The following is a 15,502-nucleotide window of genomic DNA, read 5'->3' on the forward strand; positions in this document are numbered from 1 at the left end:
TATGCGCTTTAAATTAATCGTCGCCTTTGTTGACGAAGACTGTACCGACGAAGTGCTCGATGCCGCGCGTCTTGCTGGGGCCACTGGCGCTACGGTAATAAACCATGCACGAGGTGAAGGCTTAGAAAAAAAGAAAACCTTTATGGGCCTTACCTTAGATGTACAGCGCGATGTGATTTTATGGTTGGTTGAAGAACATATGTGTCGCTGTATTTTAGAAACCATTGCCAAAGTGGGTGAATTTGATACCAACTCAGGTAAAGGGATTGCGATTCAAATTGATGTTGAAGATGCCGTAGGTGTGGCTCATCAGGTTGAAAAGTTGAGTAAAGACATTGAGGACCAAATATGACAAAGTCAGCCCCTACCCGTAATCGCGATGTGATGAATAACCGTTACGCCATGGTGGACGGTATGCATACAGTTGCGGAGGCTATTCAAGTTGCCGTGACCAAAAATGTCAGTATTTTGGTGGTCGATAAACGCAACGAACATGACGAATACGGCATGGTATTAATGAGTGATATCGCCCGTAAAGTGCTGGCAAAAGACAAGTCGCCAGAGCGCACCAATATTTATGAGATTATGATAAAGCCGGTATTTTCTGTACCAGCCGATATGGATGTACGCTATACCGCCCGCCTATTTGAACGATTCAATATTAATAAAGCTCCGGTGATTGAAGCTGGCAAAATTTTAGGGTTTGTCGCTTATGATGACATTGTCTTAAAGGGAATGATTAACACGCCCTCATTATGATGAATTGTAAAATTTGCTATCAAGTTGAAGACAATAATACGGGCATTAATTTGAACTAATGCCCGTATTAAATCTTTACACAAGGTTAAGCGAGAGTGGTTAAACAGGAGTGTGGCTAAACAGCATCCTGCTGAGCTATCTCTTGAGGTTGTGATGGTTGCGTAATCGGAGATGGAAAATCACACACCACATTACGGCCACTATTTTTGGCCTGATATAGCGCCTTATCTGCCAGCTTAATCAGTTCTTCTAATTTATTCATCTGGCTGTGATACTCTGCCACCCCAAAACTGGCTGTAACAGATAACCCCTCCCCGTCGTGAAATACCGTTACGGACGCTATCTTTTCACGAATAGTATTGGCCAATTGAATCGCTGCTTGTTGCGAAGTGTTAGGCAAAAATATAATAAATTCTTCTCCGCCCCATCGAGCAAGTACATCACTTTTTCTTATATGTTGTTGCAATGTTTTGGCTATCGCTTTTAGAGCCGAATCTCCCACTGCATGGCCGTATTTATCATTAATGGCTTTAAACCAATCAATATCTAGCAGGATCATACTCAATGGCGTTTGCTCTCTAACACCCAGCTCCCACAACGGCGCGGCATTAACAGTAAAAGCACGTCGATTATATAAGCCTGTTAAGTGATCGTACTGAGCAATCACTTCTGCGGTTATACGCGCTTTATCAACCTCTTTTAAATTGAACGCTAACGCTAAGGCTAAAATCGACATTTCAATCAACATACCAATCTCAATACCATGAAATAAGAGTGTATTGTACGGGATTACCCCCCAGGTTGTGGCGGCCGAAAAAGCCGCGCCGCCAGCTCCAATAAACACCGCTGGAATAAAAAATTTAACCATTGCATGACCATTTTTTAATGCCAGCAACCCAAGGCTGATAAAAATCACCACTAAACACGAAGTTAATCCCACGCCAATATTCACTGCTAACAGTTGATCGGCATTAATAAACACTGCCAGCATAAGTAGTACTAGCGCAGCATAAATGAGCTGACTAAAACGATATACGCGAGGCAAATAGGTTTTTAGCTTTAGAAATTCAAAGCAAAAAGCAATGCCAAAAATAATGTAACTGTAAAGAAAAACGATCATGGCCCAACGTTGAACAAACAGGTTCTCTGGCCAGAGAACTTTAAAACCATGGCCTGTATAAGCCACATTTAAGCTCAAAAAAGACAGTAAATACAATGAATAATAAATATACCGACTGTCTTTTAAACTCACGGCAAGCACAATGTTGTACACCAACAACATGAAAAACGCACCGTATAAAAAGCCATAAAAATAGTGACTTAGCTCTACATTGTTTTGAATGGTTTGTGCCGTTGCTAAATACAGCGGAATTAATAAAGGATCTTTAGATTCAAACCGAATCAGCACTTGAGTTAAGCCAGGCTCAAACACATATTCTTCTGAAATCATACGGGTTTGTGAGCGACGTAAGTTAAAAGGAAGTGTGTCACCAGTGAAGAGATTAGCAACTAACTTGTGTTGCCGAACAAAATAAAAATCAGCCTTATCTAACCAAGATGAATCAAGGTAAAAAACTTTGTTTATGGCTATGCTAGATGCATTGTTAATGAGCACAGAAGTCCAGATGACATCACGAGTAAAACCAAAACTCACTTTACCCTCATGGTTAGGGGAAAATTCACCTTGTCGATAACGATTGAGTGCATCGTCAAACGACACATCGTCACTGGTAACCTGTAAAATAGCCAATTGCTTATTAATGAATAACTCATCAACAGCATTGGTTAATTCAATAGGTTTACTGGTAACGTAAAAGCTGAAAAAAAATAGTAGCACCAATATAAGTCTAATAGGGAACTCTCTAGCAATTTGTTTAATATTAGATTAGTCCCTGATTTTATTTTTGTCTAACCATTCTGAGCGCACAAATATGATCGATGACTTCATGAAATGATATTCAAATTAAACTAGCCCCCCTCAGGGTGCTTATTCTCACTAAATGCATAATAAATGGCATAAATAATAGAAAACTATAATCTTGGACTAGGTTAATTCAGCGACAATAAAATCAATAAGCGTTCGAGTTTTGAGTGGTAAATTTTTGTCTTTATACAATAAATGAATCGGCATGGATTCTGGTGGGGTTAAACTCGCGATATTAACCAAGAGACCAGTGTCTATGGCCTCTTTAACGACAATACTGGGTTGTAACACGACGCCTAACCCATCGATAGCGGCTTGAGTCAGCACCACGCCACTGTTTGACGACAGCCTATATTGACGCTTGCCAAAAACTTGTTGATGCGCAACTGACAACGAACCATTGCTTGAGTAACTAAACCCAAGACAATGATGGTCACTCAGATCTGCGTTCGATATGATCTCAGGGTTCTGCGCTAAATATTGCGGTGATGCACAAAATTGCATGTGATAATCCATAATATGCCGACCAATTAACGCTGAGTCGCCAAGCTCACCAATGCGCACCACAATATCCACACTGTCTAACATCGGGTCGACAAGATTATTGTCTAAACGTAAATCAACATCGGCTAGCGGATACGCTAATAAAAAACGATTAACAATCGGTGCCAGTAACGTATTACCAAAACTCACCGGAGCATTAATCTTAATGCTGCCGCTTATCGTGCCCGTCATGCTTTGTAAGGTATTTTCAGCAGCAGTAATGGCTGCCAAAATGGTTTTACATTCTTGATAATATAATTGACCAGACTCACTTAATGCTTGCTGACGTGTGGTGCGGTTGATTAGCTTAACGCCTAAATAGCCTTCTAACTGATTGATGTGCTTGCCTACCATAGTGCGGCTAATATTAAACTGATGCGCCGCCGCAGCATAATTCCCTTGCTCAGCTACGCAGCTAAACACTTGCATTGCGGTTAATTTATCCAAAGTGCCCCTCAATCATTTATACCAACGAATAAAAATTAATACCAAAGATTATAAACCTATAGTGTTTTCTGTAAACACCACATGGTGATGTTGCTGTCATGGAAACTGGTTTACGATGCACCATCACTATTGAGGAGTTGTTATGGATTACAAATTAGATCAAGCAGGCATATTTATTACCGCTGAAATTCACATTAAAGATGACGTACCGTTAGCCCAGGGCCTTGCTGCAATCCGTCAATTTTGCGCCGACATGAATAGCGAACCCGGCTGCTCACTTGCTATGGCAACTCAACATAAAACTCACCCTAAGCAATTTGTATTTTGGGAGCGTTATGATGATCAAGCCGCCTTTGATGCCCACTTTGCTGCGCCTCACACTCAAGCCTTTATTAAAGCTGGGCTCACCGAACTCAAACAAGCCTTTGACTATCAACGCCTAGCCACCGAGGAGTAACCAATGAGTAAAATAATTAATTGGGGTATTTTAGGCACCAGCTTCATTTCTGGTGTAATGGCAGATGCGATAAAAGCCCAAGGCCAAAGTCAGATATATGCTGTTGCAGGCCGTAACACCACAACGTTAGCTGAGTTTGCAACGCAATATAACATCGCACATCAATTTACTGATTTCGATGCATTAATTAACGATCCGTTGGTAGATGTGATTTATATTGCCCTGCCGAATCATTTGCACCACGAGTATGTGATTAAAGCGGCCAATGCGGGTAAAGCTATTTTATGTGAGAAGTCCCTGTCGGTCGATATGCCATCAACCATCACCAGCCTTGATGCGGTTAAACAAAACCAAGTGTTCTTTTTAGAAGGGCTAATGTATCTTGCGCATCCTTTTATGCAGCAGTTAAGTCAAACGCTAGCATCTGGCGTCATTGGTGACGTAAAAAGTATTCGAGGCCAATATTGCGCGGCTATCAGCCAATTTGTTAATCCGGCCAGTCTTGGCGCATTGTTTAACCTTGGTTGTTACCCTGCATCATTAATGCAATTAGTCATGCAGCAACAATTTGGTAATAGCGTCAGCCAACAATATCAACTGCAAGCAACAGGCCGTCGCGGGCAAGATGGTAATATTTGTGAATCTACGGCTATTGTGACTTATGCTAACGGCGTGCAATGTCATTTACACACAGCTGAAGATTATGGCTTACACGCAGGATTTACCATTTTAGGCAGCTTAGGAAGTATTGAGTTCACCTCAAATCCCTGGTTACCAGAAGCCCAAGGCAATCATTTTTCAGTAAGGTTATATGAGCAAGATGCTGACATTGTTAACGTTGAAGCCAAAGGCAATGGTTTTTACTACCAGGTAGAAGCTGTTCTAGCGGCGCTAGACAGTAAGCAATACACAGTGGCAAGGCCATTAGCACAACTGCAAGACTCACACGATATCATGAGCATGTTAACCACTTGGCATCAAGCGGCTTTAAAAAGCAGCGCTGAAAACCTGACCGTTAAACGCTAGGCAATCGTTAATTCGTTGTTGCTGCACTAAAGATAAGTCAGCAACATCGAAAAATGCATACTCACTGTGCTCATTACTTAACATTATTTGAGTTGACTCTGGTAATTCACAACGAAAAATAAACGCTTGCGATTGATAAGCAGAGTGAAAATACACCCCAGATAGATAATTAACTGTTACCTCACAACCTAACTCTTCTTGGCACTCTCGCAGCAATGCCAGATGAATGGTTTCATTAGGATCAAGCCCGCCACCCGGTAAGCCCCAATGCTTGTCACCATAATTGGCTTTTAATAACAGCACTTGACCATCGTCATTAGTGATTACGGCATGGGAGCTGAGTCTAAATAAATCGTTAAACGCCATGATGGTTTTCCTATTATAAATAGAACCTTGTTAATTGTTGTTAGAAAACTACCGCCATAACTACCTTGTTCCAAGTAAATAGTAAATACCATAAATACAACAAACGGTTGAGCTCACTAACCAAAAAGTCATAGAGTTTTGATGGATCTCGGAGGCTGACGTGAAAAAAGGCACAATTAACCCCGCCACACCACGAATGAGATATACAGCAGTGATTAACACTAAACATGTTTTTAGAAGCGGTAGCTTAACTATTAAACCCGCGCCCGAAAATGCGTAAAGCCCCCAAACACAAAGCACTGTAGCGATAACTAATGTCACAATGGTGGGATAAGTCTCACCGTCAGCAGCCATTTGAGCCATGCTTTCACCTGCACCAAAAAAGAGATACCAATCTGGGCCGCCAAATATACAGCTGATGTGTAGTAAGGCAGCAAAGAGACTTAAGCAACCTGCGATAACGAGTAAACTATTCCTTTGCATTCAAAATCCTTTTTGGTACTGGCTCCGCTTTGGAGTATGTAATAGTTAGTGTAGCTAAGCGAAAACGAGTTCAACATTAGTCGCTTATTCGCGATGAATTTTAAATGGTTTGCATAACGAACCTTGATGGTAGCTTGTTTGTTACCTCCCATTGTTCAGTGACCATTTAGAACTACGCAGTGAAAATATCGGTGTTGGTTTAAGATATGGCCTAATTGAACTTACCATGACTCCCGAGTGTACTTTCTCTCATCTAATGTTTTTTCTCAAAATACATCATCAATTTTTTTATTGGTGAAAAAAAAAACTAAAATAGACTTTTAGCACTATGATTAATTGTATAGAGTTAAGTCATTAGACAAAAAGGATTTATATGTCAAAAAGTAGTTTCCCCTTAATGGTTTTCGCTTTCTTGGCCGTTCAACTATTGTCAGTACCGCCTGCTAAAGCAATAGAAGTTCTGACGGCTCAAGAACTATCATCGCACTGTGCACTGTTTCATTCTGAACCAGAAAGCGCAGATGGTCAGTATTGTGTCCGCTATATTCAAGGCTTTATAGATGGTGCAATAGCGACCGATGCAAGAGTCATGCTAAATGCGGAAAGTGCCCTCGAAAGTAAAGAGACCTTCTCGGAACGCGCGATTCGCACTCGTATGCCAAACCGTTTAGACCGCTCCAGAGCCGCTGGCTTAGCCGGTTTTTGCCTTGGAGATCCGCTGTTATTGCGCGATGTAGCTAACGTCATCGTCGCCGATCTAATAACCCAAACAGATAGCAGCAAAGAAAATGAACCGGCGATGGAAGTCGTCTATCAATCATTACTGAAAAACTACCCCTGCAAACTATGAGATTAACTCTAGCCCGGCATACGTTTCAACGCGGCGAAACAAGACTCTCGTCTGTTTTGCTACTTCTGCTTATTTTAGCAATATCTTGGCTTCTCTGGTCAGGACTCTATAAACCACTCGTCATGAGTTTTGGTGTTTTGTCCTGCTTGCTCAGCATTTACTTAGCAAATCGTATGGGCTTTTTCAGGAATAATACCAATTTACTTAGACTGATGCCTCGCCTGCCTGGCTATTGGTTGTGGCTACTTCGAGAGATTATTATTTCGAGTCTGGACGTAGCCAAGCTAATCCTGAAGCCCTCAATGCCTATAAGCCCCACCGTAGTTGTGCTTGAAGCGGAAGCCAAAACGGACATGGGCCAAGTCATTCTTGGCAACTCCATTACCCTGTCTCCGGGAACCGTCACGTTAGATTTATACAAGGGGAAAGTATTGATTCATTGCCTGACCAGTGAAAGTGCAAAAGAATTACAAAAAGGCGAAGCAAATCGACGAGTCGCAGCACTGGAGCCCCGTTAGTTATGTATATTGTTGTCTCTTTAGCCATTTTGGTGACCATGGTATTGGCCCTAGTGAGAGCACTTAAAGGACCAAGCGTTTACGATCGCGTACTGGCAGTCAATGTGTTTGGTACCAAGACCGTATTGTTACTGTCCGTCATTGCATTTCTTTACGGTCGGCCTGATTTCCTTGATCTTGCGTTGGCTTATGCCCTGATCAATATGGTCGGGATTCTTGCAGTATTAAATTTTTTCCAAAATCGTTCCCGAAGAAAATCTGATCCCGAGGCAGAAAATGATTGATTTTGCATTAGATATTCTGAGTTGGATTTTACTCGTTCTTGGGGGGGCCTGCGTGTTAATCGGCGGTATAGGCGGCCTGCGTCTGCCAAACTTTTACACTAGAATTCATGCCGCTAGCCTTACTGATACCATGGCAACTATCTTAATTTTTGTTGGTATGATCCTACAAGCCGGTTTGTCTCTAGCCGCAATTAAACTGTTTGCTATTATGCTGTTTTTGCTGCTGACTGGCCCAACAGCTACCTATGCGTTGGCCAATGCCGCGCTATTATCCGGTCTCAAGCCAGACGATGGAAGTGCCAGCGACGCCCCCAAGGCTAACAAATTACCCAAAGAAGGAGCTGGAGAATGATCTTAATTTTTGCGCTATTTCTACTGACCCTTCTCGTCATTACCGCCATTGCTATAGTGCGCACCGACGACCTGTTTGTCGCGGTAATGCTGACATCTATTTTCAGTTTACTCATGGCGGCCAACTTTTTTATTTTGGACGCTGCTGATGTAGCACTAACAGAAGCTGCGGTGGGTGCTGGAGTGACAACGGTAATCTTCCTCTGTGCATTAGAGCTGACTGGTGACCGGGAAAAAGCTCGAGTTGGAGGTCGGTGGGTCGCTCTAGCTACTGTGGGCGTTCTGGCATTGCTAATAATATACGCCACTTTCGACAAACCACGGCTCGGCGACCCTGATGCCCCAGTGCATCAACATCTTGCGCCTTGGTATCTAGATAAAACGCCTGAGTATATTGATATTCCCAATGTGGTCACCGCAATTCTTGGCAGCTTTCGAGGCTATGATACGCTGGGCGAGGTGTTTGTTGTTTTCGCTGCTTGTATCGGGGTTTTATTCATTCTTGGTGTGAGCCCTTCACGAAAAAATCAGCCAGTGATTAGAAAAAGTAGTGGTCTACGCCACCATCTTATCCCCCAAGTGGTCGGCCGACTGCTGATCCCGTTTATCGTGTTATTTGGTCTTTATGTACAATTCCATGGCGAATATGGCCCAGGCGGAGGATTCCAAGCGGGTGCAATTATTGCCACAGGCGTAATCCTTTACGCGTTGCTCGAAGGCGAATCCGAAGCGTTGCGCGCAATACCTCGCGGGGTGCTGTTGGGTATGGTTATAGGCGGTGCATCGCTATATGGCGGCGTGGGTGTGGTTTGCATGTTGATGGGAGGAACATTTCTAGATTATTCAGTACTAGCCGCTGATCCTGTGTTTGGACAACAGTTGGGTATATTAATTATCGAGGCCGGCGTTGGCATGGCCGTTTGTGGTGCACTACTGGCCATTTTTCATGCGTTCGCAGCCCGAGAGAGATTGTCATGAAACTATTAGAACTGCTGGGCTACTTCAATTATTGGGTATTCGCTATCATTTTAACGGTGGGACTGTATACCGTGATTAGCAAAACAAATTTGATAAAAAAACTCATTGGATTATCTATATTTCAATCTGCTGTATTTCTTATGTATATCACTATGGACAAGGTAGAAGGTGGGACAGCCCCCATCATACAAAGCGGTGTAGAAGATCAAATATTTTCAAACCCAGTACCACAGGTACTGATACTAACAGCTATCGTTGTTGGAGTATCAACCCTCGCATTGGGACTGGCCATGGTTGTGCGTATCAAGGAATGTTATGGCACGATTGAAGAAACCGAAATTTTGGATGCCGACTGACTACTATGGATTTATTAACACACCTTCCAGCTTTGCAAGTTGTAATACCGATGTTGTCGGCACCGCTTATCGTTCTGTTACAACCGCGAGGTTTGGCTTGGGCCGGAGCAACTGCTGTTGCACTCGTGAGTTTTTCCATCGCCGTTGCGCTCACGTTGGCCGTTTTAGACGGACAAGCTCTCCAATACGCTATGGGCGGCTGGACCGCACCTTACGGCATAGCTCTGTCGGTTGATACGTTTAGTGCCATTGTTTTGTTGGTGATTACGGGAGCCAGCACAGCTGCCTTACTCGCTGCCAAACCAAGCATTGATCAGCAAATTGAATCAGAACGTCAACCACTTTTCTATGCGGCCTGGCTTTTGGTTTTATCTGGACTGGTGGGTATTGTCGTATCAGCAGATGCCTTCAATATTTTTGTTTTCATGGAAATTTCATCTCTGGCCAGCTACATATTAATTGCTGGAGGTCCAGACCGCCGGGCTCTTCCAGCCGTGTTCAAATATCTAATGATGGGTACTATTGGCGCAACCTTTTATCTAATTGGTGTAGGTCTAATCTACATGATGACCGGCACGCTTAACTTAGCCGATATTCAAGATCGCCTCGGTGATGTGACGGATATAAATCCAGTGCTAGTTGCTGCTGGATTCATCACTATTGGGTTGGCTCTTAAAGCTGCTGTATTTCCTTTGCATGTATGGGTGCCAAACGCTTATACACATGCTCCGCACATGGTGACAGTGTTTCTCGCTGCTTGCGCGACCAAGGTTGCACTGTATGTACTTATCCGATTTGACTATATGATATTTCAAGCCACGCTTGAGGATCACCAAGTTCAGTTCGCATTGTTTGCCATGCCTTTGTCAATTCTCGGAATAATGATTGCTTCTGCAGTTGCGATGTTCGAAGGACATCTTAAAAGGCGGCTTGCTTCATCATCTATAGCACAAATAGGCTATATTTTGCTTGGTGTTAGTTTTGTCAGCATGGCAGGGCTAAGCGCCAGCGCAATGCATATGTTCAACCATGCGCTAGCAAAAGGTGGCTTATTCTTGGCAGTTGCTTGTCTAGCATATCAGTATCGTGATTTGCGCTTAGATCAACTCGGTGGTGCTGCTGCTCGTATGCCCTGGACTTGTGCTGCTTTTGTTGTGTGTGGTTTGAGCTTAATCGGCGTGCCTGGCACTGCAGGGTTTATTAGTAAATGGCTCCTTATCACTGCAGCTTTGGAAAGCGGTCCTTGGGGGGGCTGGCTAGTCGCAATTATTCTAGTCAGTTCCTTGATGGCGGTGGTTTATGTTTGGCGCATCGTTGAGGCGCTTTACTTCCAAGCTCCTGTCGAAGGAGAAGGTCCAACATCTGAAGCACCAATACAAATGTTATTAGTTACCGGTTTTATTGCACTACTCAATATATACTTCGGACTGTTTCCACAGGTTCCATTAGAACTCGCAAATAGTGCCGCAGCCCTTCTATTGGAGGGTTCAAATTGACACCTGAAACTACCATTCTAGTCGCTATTGGTCTTCCTCTTGTAGGCGCTCTCGCTATCTCCCTTGCCGGGCGTATAGGCCCTAATATTCGCGAAGCTGCAACCGCTATTACGTCTGTTTCATTAATCTGGGTTGTTTGGGGACTCATCTCTACTCTTATGGAAGGCAAAAGACCCTCAATAGAAGTAAGCGAGGTGATGCCTGGGCTAAGTATTGCATTTACTGTTGAACCTCTGGGCATGCTATTTGCTGCATTGGCATCTGGGCTTTGGCTTATCAACTCGATATATTCCGTTGGCTACATGCGCGGTAATAAAGAGAAAAACCAAACTCGATTTTTTGTATGCTTCGCGTTAGCTCTTTCAGCCACTGTTGGTGTTGCTTTCGCTGGCAATCTATTCACTCTATTTTTATGCTATGAATTATTAACACTCTCAACATACCCCTTAGTCGCACATAAAGGCGATGCAGCTACGATACGTTCGGCAAGGATTTATCTGGGTGTTTTACTGAGTACATCTATTGGTTTGTTCCTTCCAGCTATCATCTGGACTTATACCGTGGCAGGTACAGGAGATTTTACTGCAGGCGGGATCCTCGCGGGTAAGTTGAATGACCCAGAAATAGGGTTGCTTCTGGCACTATTTGTATTTGGTATCGGTAAAGCGGCTGTCATGCCGATGCATAAATGGTTACCCGCCGCGATGGTAGCCCCCACCCCAGTGAGTGCCTTACTCCATGCCGTTGCGGTAGTTAAATCAGGTGTTTTTGCTATCACTAAGATAATCATTTATATATTTGGTATTGAATATCTATTTGAATCAACGAGCTCAGAATGGCTTTTATATGTTGCAGCATTTACCATCATTGTTGCGAGTCTTGTTGCATTGCGCCAAACCAACATCAAACGTCTGCTAGCCTACTCCACTATTGCCCAGTTATCTTATGTTGTCATGGCCACAGCTATTCTTAAGCCGCACGCTGAAGTTGGTGCCGCCTTGCATATGGTCGCTCATGCTTTTGGTAAAATCACATTGTTTTTTGCTGCTGGCGCAATATATGTTGCCTCTAAAAAGACCGAAATCCATCAATTACGTGGTATTGGTAGACGTATGCCATGGACAATGGCAGCGTTTACAATTGGTGCATTAAGTATGATTGGTGTCCCTCCCACTGCGGGGTTCGTCTCCAAATGGTACATTTTGGCCGGCGCTTTCGAAGCTAACAATCTCGTGGCAGTATTTACCATCATTGCCAGTACCCTTCTTAATGCCGCTTACTTTTTGCCAATTTTATACTTAGTTTGGTTTGAACACGAAAAAGAAGGTGGTAAGGAACACGGCGAAGCACCGTTTTTAACTGTGTTTGCATTGACCTTGACTGCCATACTGACACTCGCTTTCTTTTTATTTAACGGTCCGGTCATTGAATTGGCAAGCCAAGTTGTTAAGGGGCTCAGTTAAAATGAATGACGAAAAACAATTACACTGGTTAGTACGGCCAACAACCATTCGTAAGCTCTGGATTGGTTTCAGTGTTGTACTCACCTTGGTAGTTCTTGCGCAGACAGTAATATACGTTAAAGGTTATTTCGGCTTTGATGGCTGGTTTGGGTTTGGTGCGGTTTATGGATTTGTCAGTTGCCTGGTGATGGTATTAATAGCGAAATTATTAGGGCTATTTCTGAAACGTCCTCAGGACTATTATGATGAACCAGAACAAATTAACACCTCAGCACCCAGTCATTACAAGGTAAAGGAGAATCGCAATGGGGTTTGAATTTTTCTCTCCAGCATTTATCCTGCTAATTGCTGCTGTGCTGATATGTTTGGTTAAAGGGCACGCAAGAACAACTATCATCTTAATCGCCCCAATGATTACCCTGTTGGCCATATGGCAGATCCCTGACGGAGTCCAGAGCACGGTAAACTTTCTTTCTTACAACATTGAACCTGTCGAAGGTAGCCCGCTAAGGCGATTGTTTGCGACTATTTTTACCATAATGGTCTTTGTTGGAGGTCTGTTTTCTTTTCGTATAGCCCGTTGGTATGAACTTGCCGCAGCCTTTACATACGCTGCAGGCGCTATAGGAGTCTGTTTTGCCGGCGATCTTATTACCATGTTCGTTTACTGGGAACTCATGGCAATATTCTCAACTATTGTTGTGTGGTGTGGTGGTACGCCCGGTTCACGCGCAGCTGGAATGCGTTATGCCATCATGCATTTTCTCGGTGGCGTAATACTTAAAGTTGGAATAGTAGGTGTCGTTCTTGGGACTGGTTCTATCCAAATCCAACCTATGCTAGCAACAGATTTCAGTACATGGATGATACTTATTGGCATATTAATAAACGCAGCTGCACCACCAGTGTCAGCTTGGTTAGCCGATGCATATCCAGAAGCCACGCCCACTGGTTCAGTATTTTTGTCGGCATTTACAACTAAAACAGCTGTATTGGCACTGATATTATTATTCCCAGGCGAATCTGTGCTGATTGGCATTGGTCTATTTATGGTTATGTACGGTATTATTTTCGCATTATTGGAAAATGATGTACGTCGTATCCTTTCCTATTCTGTAGTTAACCAAGTCGGATTTATGGTTGTTGCCGTAGGTATTGGCACTGAAATGGCACTTAATGGGGCTGCGGCTCATGCTTTTGCACATATTATATATAAAGCACTACTGTTTATGAGTGCTGGTGTTGTTATATACCGCACTGGGAAAAATAAATGTATAGAGTTGGGTGGTCTATTTCGCACCATGCCACTTACCTGCGTTTGCGGTATTATTGGCGCGCTAGCGATTTCAAGTTTTCCACTGACTTCAGGCTTTACAACAAAAAGCATGATCTCCCAGGCAGCTGTCGATGGAAATTTAGTGTGGGTTTACATGGCATTAACCGCCGCGTCGGCCGGTGTATTTCTTCATGCTGGCATCAAATTCCCATGGTTTGTGTTTTTCCAAAAAGACTCAGGTTTAAGGCCAAAAGATGCACCATGGAATATGGGGCTGGCGATGATCATTTTTGCTAGTATGTGCATTTTACTGGGTGTATTCCCAGAAATACTCTATGCCCTATTACCTTACCCTGTTGACTACCAACCTTACTCTATTGGTAAAGTGCTGTTTTACCTTCAATTACTGCTATTTTCAGGATTAGCTTTCTTTGTATTATTACCACTAATGAAGCGAACCATGACGATTAGTCTCGATACAGATTGGCTTTGGCGACGTGCGGGCTTTTCATTGGTTAAGTTGATCGAACAAGCACTTAGCTCACTAGGTGAAGTTATTTCGCAACAACGAAACAGCTTGCAGAAACTTTTACAACGTATGACAGTGCGTTATCTAGGCCAACCGCATACAGCAGATAGCCAAGAGCGCAGCGTGTTCGCGCGATCTTGGCGTGTGGGCACGACTGTACTATGGATCGCTGGATTGCTATCGGCCTACGTATTGTTGTATTACTTTTAGCTTCAATGGGAAAAATTTTTCAGATCCGAGAGTGACTTTTACACGCGTTGAAAATGGGTATTGGGCAGGCTGGAGGCTAGGGTTAAATATGCCATAATTAACATTTCTGTGTTTTCATAACGACAAACTCAGGCGGAGTTTTAGCAAAAATTAATATAGCAGTACAAATAAACATAACACTCTATGGCAAGGTTTATTTGTACTGCAACATAGAAAAAGAGCCCACTAACTCAAAATGAACTAGCCACTTATATCCGCTTTACCTTTGGTACTAACGTAAGCGTTTGGGCAACCACACCTCTCGCTTAAAATTCCAGGGTAATAGATTGTCGATATCTGGCTCTGGTTTGCACTGCTCATCAAGGCAATCTATGAGCTAATCAAATGGGATTAGCTTCATTTGAACGCTGATAAGAATCGTTCTTTGAAGACTATTTTCGCCCTAGAATTCTGAGTATTCGTAAAAACAAATTGATGATGTCCATATACAAGGCTGCAGCGCTATCGACGGCGTTATCAACTGTTTTCGGGATAGCATTAGCTCGAGCCCAATCATAGCCAATATAACCACAAAAAATCAGCGCGACAATCCAGTCTAAAATGCCATGATGGGTATTAAAAATAAATATTTCAATGAGCTCCACGACAATCACACAAATCAACGCAATGGTTAATCCACCCGCTATTTTTTTAAAAAATGCTGGATACATTGAGCCTAACAGCATCATCACAAACGTTACCATGCCGGTAACCCTAATGGCCTCTTGCACAATATCGGGATTATATTGGCTCACCACAAGGTTAATAATCAGCCCAAACGGTACCACCACAAAGTTATAGCCAATAAAGCTCACAATAGGCTTATCTGATTTGCTAAAAAGGTAAATGCCAAAGAAACACGAAGCAAAATAACCAATAAAGAAAATAATAGGATTAATGCTGCTGATTGATTCAACCGAAATGTTCAGCACCATAAGCCAATTGATGGCAAAACCCCATAACAGCGTTAAGCCAATGATAAAATTGTAAGTAGACCCACTGATAATTTTGTCATTAGTGTGGGTTCTGTTAAATACATCGACTTCCATTTTACATCCTTATAAATTGAGATTTTATGTTGATTTGAGCATGTTCAATATCAAGAGCGATTGAGCTAGCCTTAAGATTGGCCATTATTACACAACAC

Annotated in this window: 19 protein-coding genes; 14 read left to right on the plus strand and 5 right to left on the minus strand. The window is 42.9% G+C overall.

Translation table 11 applies throughout. The features are described from left to right. Position 1 precedes the first annotated feature (1 nt). Together IEY48_RS01135 and IEY48_RS01140 are read left to right on the plus strand one after the other, a co-directional pair. Positions 2 to 352: a P-II family nitrogen regulator gene (locus IEY48_RS01135; RefSeq protein WP_160052915.1), complete on the plus strand. Its 351-nt coding sequence runs from the start codon at positions 2 to 4 to the stop codon at positions 350 to 352. Beyond that, the gene (locus IEY48_RS01140; protein WP_188916487.1) at positions 349 to 759 is read left to right on the plus strand and encodes a CBS domain-containing protein; all 411 of its coding nucleotides are present in this window, start codon (positions 349 to 351) and stop codon (positions 757 to 759) included. The genes IEY48_RS01135 and IEY48_RS01140 overlap by 4 nt, the downstream gene beginning before the upstream one ends. Positions 760 to 874: 115 nt before the next feature. Here IEY48_RS01140 and IEY48_RS01145 read toward each other — a convergent pair whose 3' ends face one another. Together IEY48_RS01145 and IEY48_RS01150 are read right to left on the minus strand one after the other, a co-directional pair. Then, positions 875 to 2,596, minus strand: a complete 1,722-nt coding sequence (locus IEY48_RS01145) for a diguanylate cyclase (protein ID WP_188916488.1) — start codon at positions 2,594 to 2,596, stop codon at positions 875 to 877. A 207-nt stretch (positions 2,597 to 2,803) separates the two neighbouring features. Further along, a complete protein-coding gene (locus IEY48_RS01150) occupies positions 2,804 to 3,673 on the minus strand; it encodes a LysR family transcriptional regulator (RefSeq protein WP_188916489.1) in 870 nt (289 codons plus the stop codon). A gap of 142 nt (positions 3,674 to 3,815) precedes the next feature. Between IEY48_RS01150 and IEY48_RS01155 the strand changes: the two genes are divergently transcribed. Beyond that, positions 3,816 to 4,130, plus strand: coding sequence for a putative quinol monooxygenase (locus IEY48_RS01155; RefSeq protein ID WP_160052919.1), 315 nt, complete (start codon positions 3,816 to 3,818; stop codon positions 4,128 to 4,130). Positions 4,131 to 4,133: 3 nt separating this feature from the next. Continuing rightward, positions 4,134 to 5,156: a Gfo/Idh/MocA family protein gene (locus tag IEY48_RS01160; protein WP_229786281.1), complete on the plus strand. Its 1,023-nt coding sequence runs from the start codon at positions 4,134 to 4,136 to the stop codon at positions 5,154 to 5,156. Here the strand turns inward: IEY48_RS01160 and IEY48_RS01165 are convergent. Together IEY48_RS01165 and IEY48_RS01170 are read right to left on the minus strand one after the other, a co-directional pair. Next, positions 5,118 to 5,522, minus strand: a complete 405-nt coding sequence (locus tag IEY48_RS01165) for an NUDIX hydrolase (protein ID WP_188916490.1) — start codon at positions 5,520 to 5,522, stop codon at positions 5,118 to 5,120. The two genes, IEY48_RS01160 and IEY48_RS01165, sit on opposite strands and share 39 nt — an antisense overlap. Positions 5,523 to 5,582: 60 nt before the next feature. After that, a complete protein-coding gene (locus IEY48_RS01170; RefSeq protein ID WP_188916491.1) occupies positions 5,583 to 6,005 on the minus strand; it encodes a hypothetical protein in 423 nt (140 codons plus the stop codon). Between the two features lie 373 nt (positions 6,006 to 6,378). On the opposite strand from IEY48_RS01170, the gene IEY48_RS01175 reads away from it, so the two are divergent. From IEY48_RS01175 to IEY48_RS01220, 10 genes are read left to right on the plus strand one after another with little or no spacing between them, the layout of a single operon-like run. After that, the gene (locus IEY48_RS01175) at positions 6,379 to 6,855 is read left to right on the plus strand and encodes a Rap1a/Tai family immunity protein (protein ID WP_188916492.1); all 477 of its coding nucleotides are present in this window, start codon (positions 6,379 to 6,381) and stop codon (positions 6,853 to 6,855) included. Then, a complete protein-coding gene (locus IEY48_RS01180) occupies positions 6,852 to 7,373 on the plus strand; it encodes a Na+/H+ antiporter subunit E (protein ID WP_229786282.1) in 522 nt (173 codons plus the stop codon). The genes IEY48_RS01175 and IEY48_RS01180 overlap by 4 nt, the downstream gene beginning before the upstream one ends. A gap of 2 nt (positions 7,374 to 7,375) precedes the next feature. Continuing rightward, positions 7,376 to 7,657: an MrpF/PhaF family protein gene (locus IEY48_RS01185; protein ID WP_229786283.1), complete on the plus strand. Its 282-nt coding sequence runs from the start codon at positions 7,376 to 7,378 to the stop codon at positions 7,655 to 7,657. Continuing rightward, positions 7,650 to 8,009 (plus strand): monovalent cation/H(+) antiporter subunit G, encoded by a 360-nt coding sequence (mnhG, locus tag IEY48_RS01190; protein WP_188916493.1) that lies wholly within the window; start codon positions 7,650 to 7,652, stop codon positions 8,007 to 8,009. The genes IEY48_RS01185 and mnhG overlap by 8 nt, the downstream gene beginning before the upstream one ends. Then, on the plus strand, positions 8,006 to 8,986 hold the full coding sequence (locus IEY48_RS01195) for a DUF4040 domain-containing protein (protein ID WP_188916494.1): 981 nt from the start codon (positions 8,006 to 8,008) through the stop codon (positions 8,984 to 8,986). Before mnhG ends, IEY48_RS01195 begins: the two co-directional genes overlap by 4 nt. After that, positions 8,983 to 9,342, plus strand: a complete 360-nt coding sequence (locus IEY48_RS01200) for a cation:proton antiporter subunit C (RefSeq protein WP_188916495.1) — start codon at positions 8,983 to 8,985, stop codon at positions 9,340 to 9,342. Before IEY48_RS01195 ends, IEY48_RS01200 begins: the two co-directional genes overlap by 4 nt. A 5-nt stretch (positions 9,343 to 9,347) precedes the next feature. After that, a complete protein-coding gene (locus tag IEY48_RS01205; protein ID WP_188916496.1) occupies positions 9,348 to 10,838 on the plus strand; it encodes a monovalent cation/H+ antiporter subunit D family protein in 1,491 nt (496 codons plus the stop codon). Next, positions 10,835 to 12,301 carry a monovalent cation/H+ antiporter subunit D family protein gene (locus IEY48_RS01210; RefSeq protein ID WP_188916497.1) on the plus strand — a complete coding sequence of 489 codons (1,467 nt, stop codon included), beginning with the start codon at positions 10,835 to 10,837 and terminating at the stop codon, positions 12,299 to 12,301. Before IEY48_RS01205 ends, IEY48_RS01210 begins: the two co-directional genes overlap by 4 nt. A gap of 1 nt (position 12,302) precedes the next feature. Next, positions 12,303 to 12,617, plus strand: coding sequence for a hypothetical protein (locus IEY48_RS01215; RefSeq protein ID WP_188916498.1), 315 nt, complete (start codon positions 12,303 to 12,305; stop codon positions 12,615 to 12,617). Next, positions 12,607 to 14,316 carry a Na(+)/H(+) antiporter subunit D gene (locus IEY48_RS01220; protein WP_188916499.1) on the plus strand — a complete coding sequence of 570 codons (1,710 nt, stop codon included), beginning with the start codon at positions 12,607 to 12,609 and terminating at the stop codon, positions 14,314 to 14,316. The genes IEY48_RS01215 and IEY48_RS01220 overlap by 11 nt, the downstream gene beginning before the upstream one ends. Before the next feature lie 431 nt (positions 14,317 to 14,747). Here IEY48_RS01220 and IEY48_RS01225 read toward each other — a convergent pair whose 3' ends face one another. Further along, positions 14,748 to 15,404 carry a Bax inhibitor-1 family protein gene (locus IEY48_RS01225; RefSeq protein WP_188916500.1) on the minus strand — a complete coding sequence of 219 codons (657 nt, stop codon included), beginning with the start codon at positions 15,402 to 15,404 and terminating at the stop codon, positions 14,748 to 14,750. Between the last annotated feature and the right edge of the window lie 98 nt (positions 15,405 to 15,502).

Origin of the sequence: Shewanella saliphila (assembly GCF_014648295.1) — a bacterium.
Taxonomy (GTDB): domain Bacteria; phylum Pseudomonadota; class Gammaproteobacteria; order Enterobacterales; family Shewanellaceae; genus Shewanella; species Shewanella saliphila.

Coding starts and splice junctions, on each gene's coding strand:
- IEY48_RS01195 (WP_188916494.1), top strand. CDS start 8,006: ATGATCTTAATTTTTGCGCTATTTCTACTGACCCTTCTCGTCATTACC.
- IEY48_RS01200 (WP_188916495.1), top strand. CDS start 8,983: ATGAAACTATTAGAACTGCTGGGCTACTTCAATTATTGGGTATTCGCT.
- IEY48_RS01140 (WP_188916487.1), top strand. CDS start 349: ATGACAAAGTCAGCCCCTACCCGTAATCGCGATGTGATGAATAACCGT.
- IEY48_RS01165 (WP_188916490.1), bottom strand. CDS start 5,522: ATGGCGTTTAACGATTTATTTAGACTCAGCTCCCATGCCGTAATCACT.
- IEY48_RS01215 (WP_188916498.1), top strand. CDS start 12,303: ATGAATGACGAAAAACAATTACACTGGTTAGTACGGCCAACAACCATT.
- IEY48_RS01160 (WP_229786281.1), top strand. CDS start 4,134: ATGAGTAAAATAATTAATTGGGGTATTTTAGGCACCAGCTTCATTTCT.
- IEY48_RS01220 (WP_188916499.1), top strand. CDS start 12,607: ATGGGGTTTGAATTTTTCTCTCCAGCATTTATCCTGCTAATTGCTGCT.
- IEY48_RS01135 (WP_160052915.1), top strand. CDS start 2: ATGCGCTTTAAATTAATCGTCGCCTTTGTTGACGAAGACTGTACCGAC.
- IEY48_RS01180 (WP_229786282.1), top strand. CDS start 6,852: ATGAGATTAACTCTAGCCCGGCATACGTTTCAACGCGGCGAAACAAGA.
- IEY48_RS01175 (WP_188916492.1), top strand. CDS start 6,379: ATGTCAAAAAGTAGTTTCCCCTTAATGGTTTTCGCTTTCTTGGCCGTT.
- mnhG (WP_188916493.1), top strand. CDS start 7,650: ATGATTGATTTTGCATTAGATATTCTGAGTTGGATTTTACTCGTTCTT.
- IEY48_RS01170 (WP_188916491.1), bottom strand. CDS start 6,005: ATGCAAAGGAATAGTTTACTCGTTATCGCAGGTTGCTTAAGTCTCTTT.
- IEY48_RS01155 (WP_160052919.1), top strand. CDS start 3,816: ATGGATTACAAATTAGATCAAGCAGGCATATTTATTACCGCTGAAATT.
- IEY48_RS01185 (WP_229786283.1), top strand. CDS start 7,376: ATGTATATTGTTGTCTCTTTAGCCATTTTGGTGACCATGGTATTGGCC.
- IEY48_RS01225 (WP_188916500.1), bottom strand. CDS start 15,404: ATGGAAGTCGATGTATTTAACAGAACCCACACTAATGACAAAATTATC.
- IEY48_RS01205 (WP_188916496.1), top strand. CDS start 9,348: ATGGATTTATTAACACACCTTCCAGCTTTGCAAGTTGTAATACCGATG.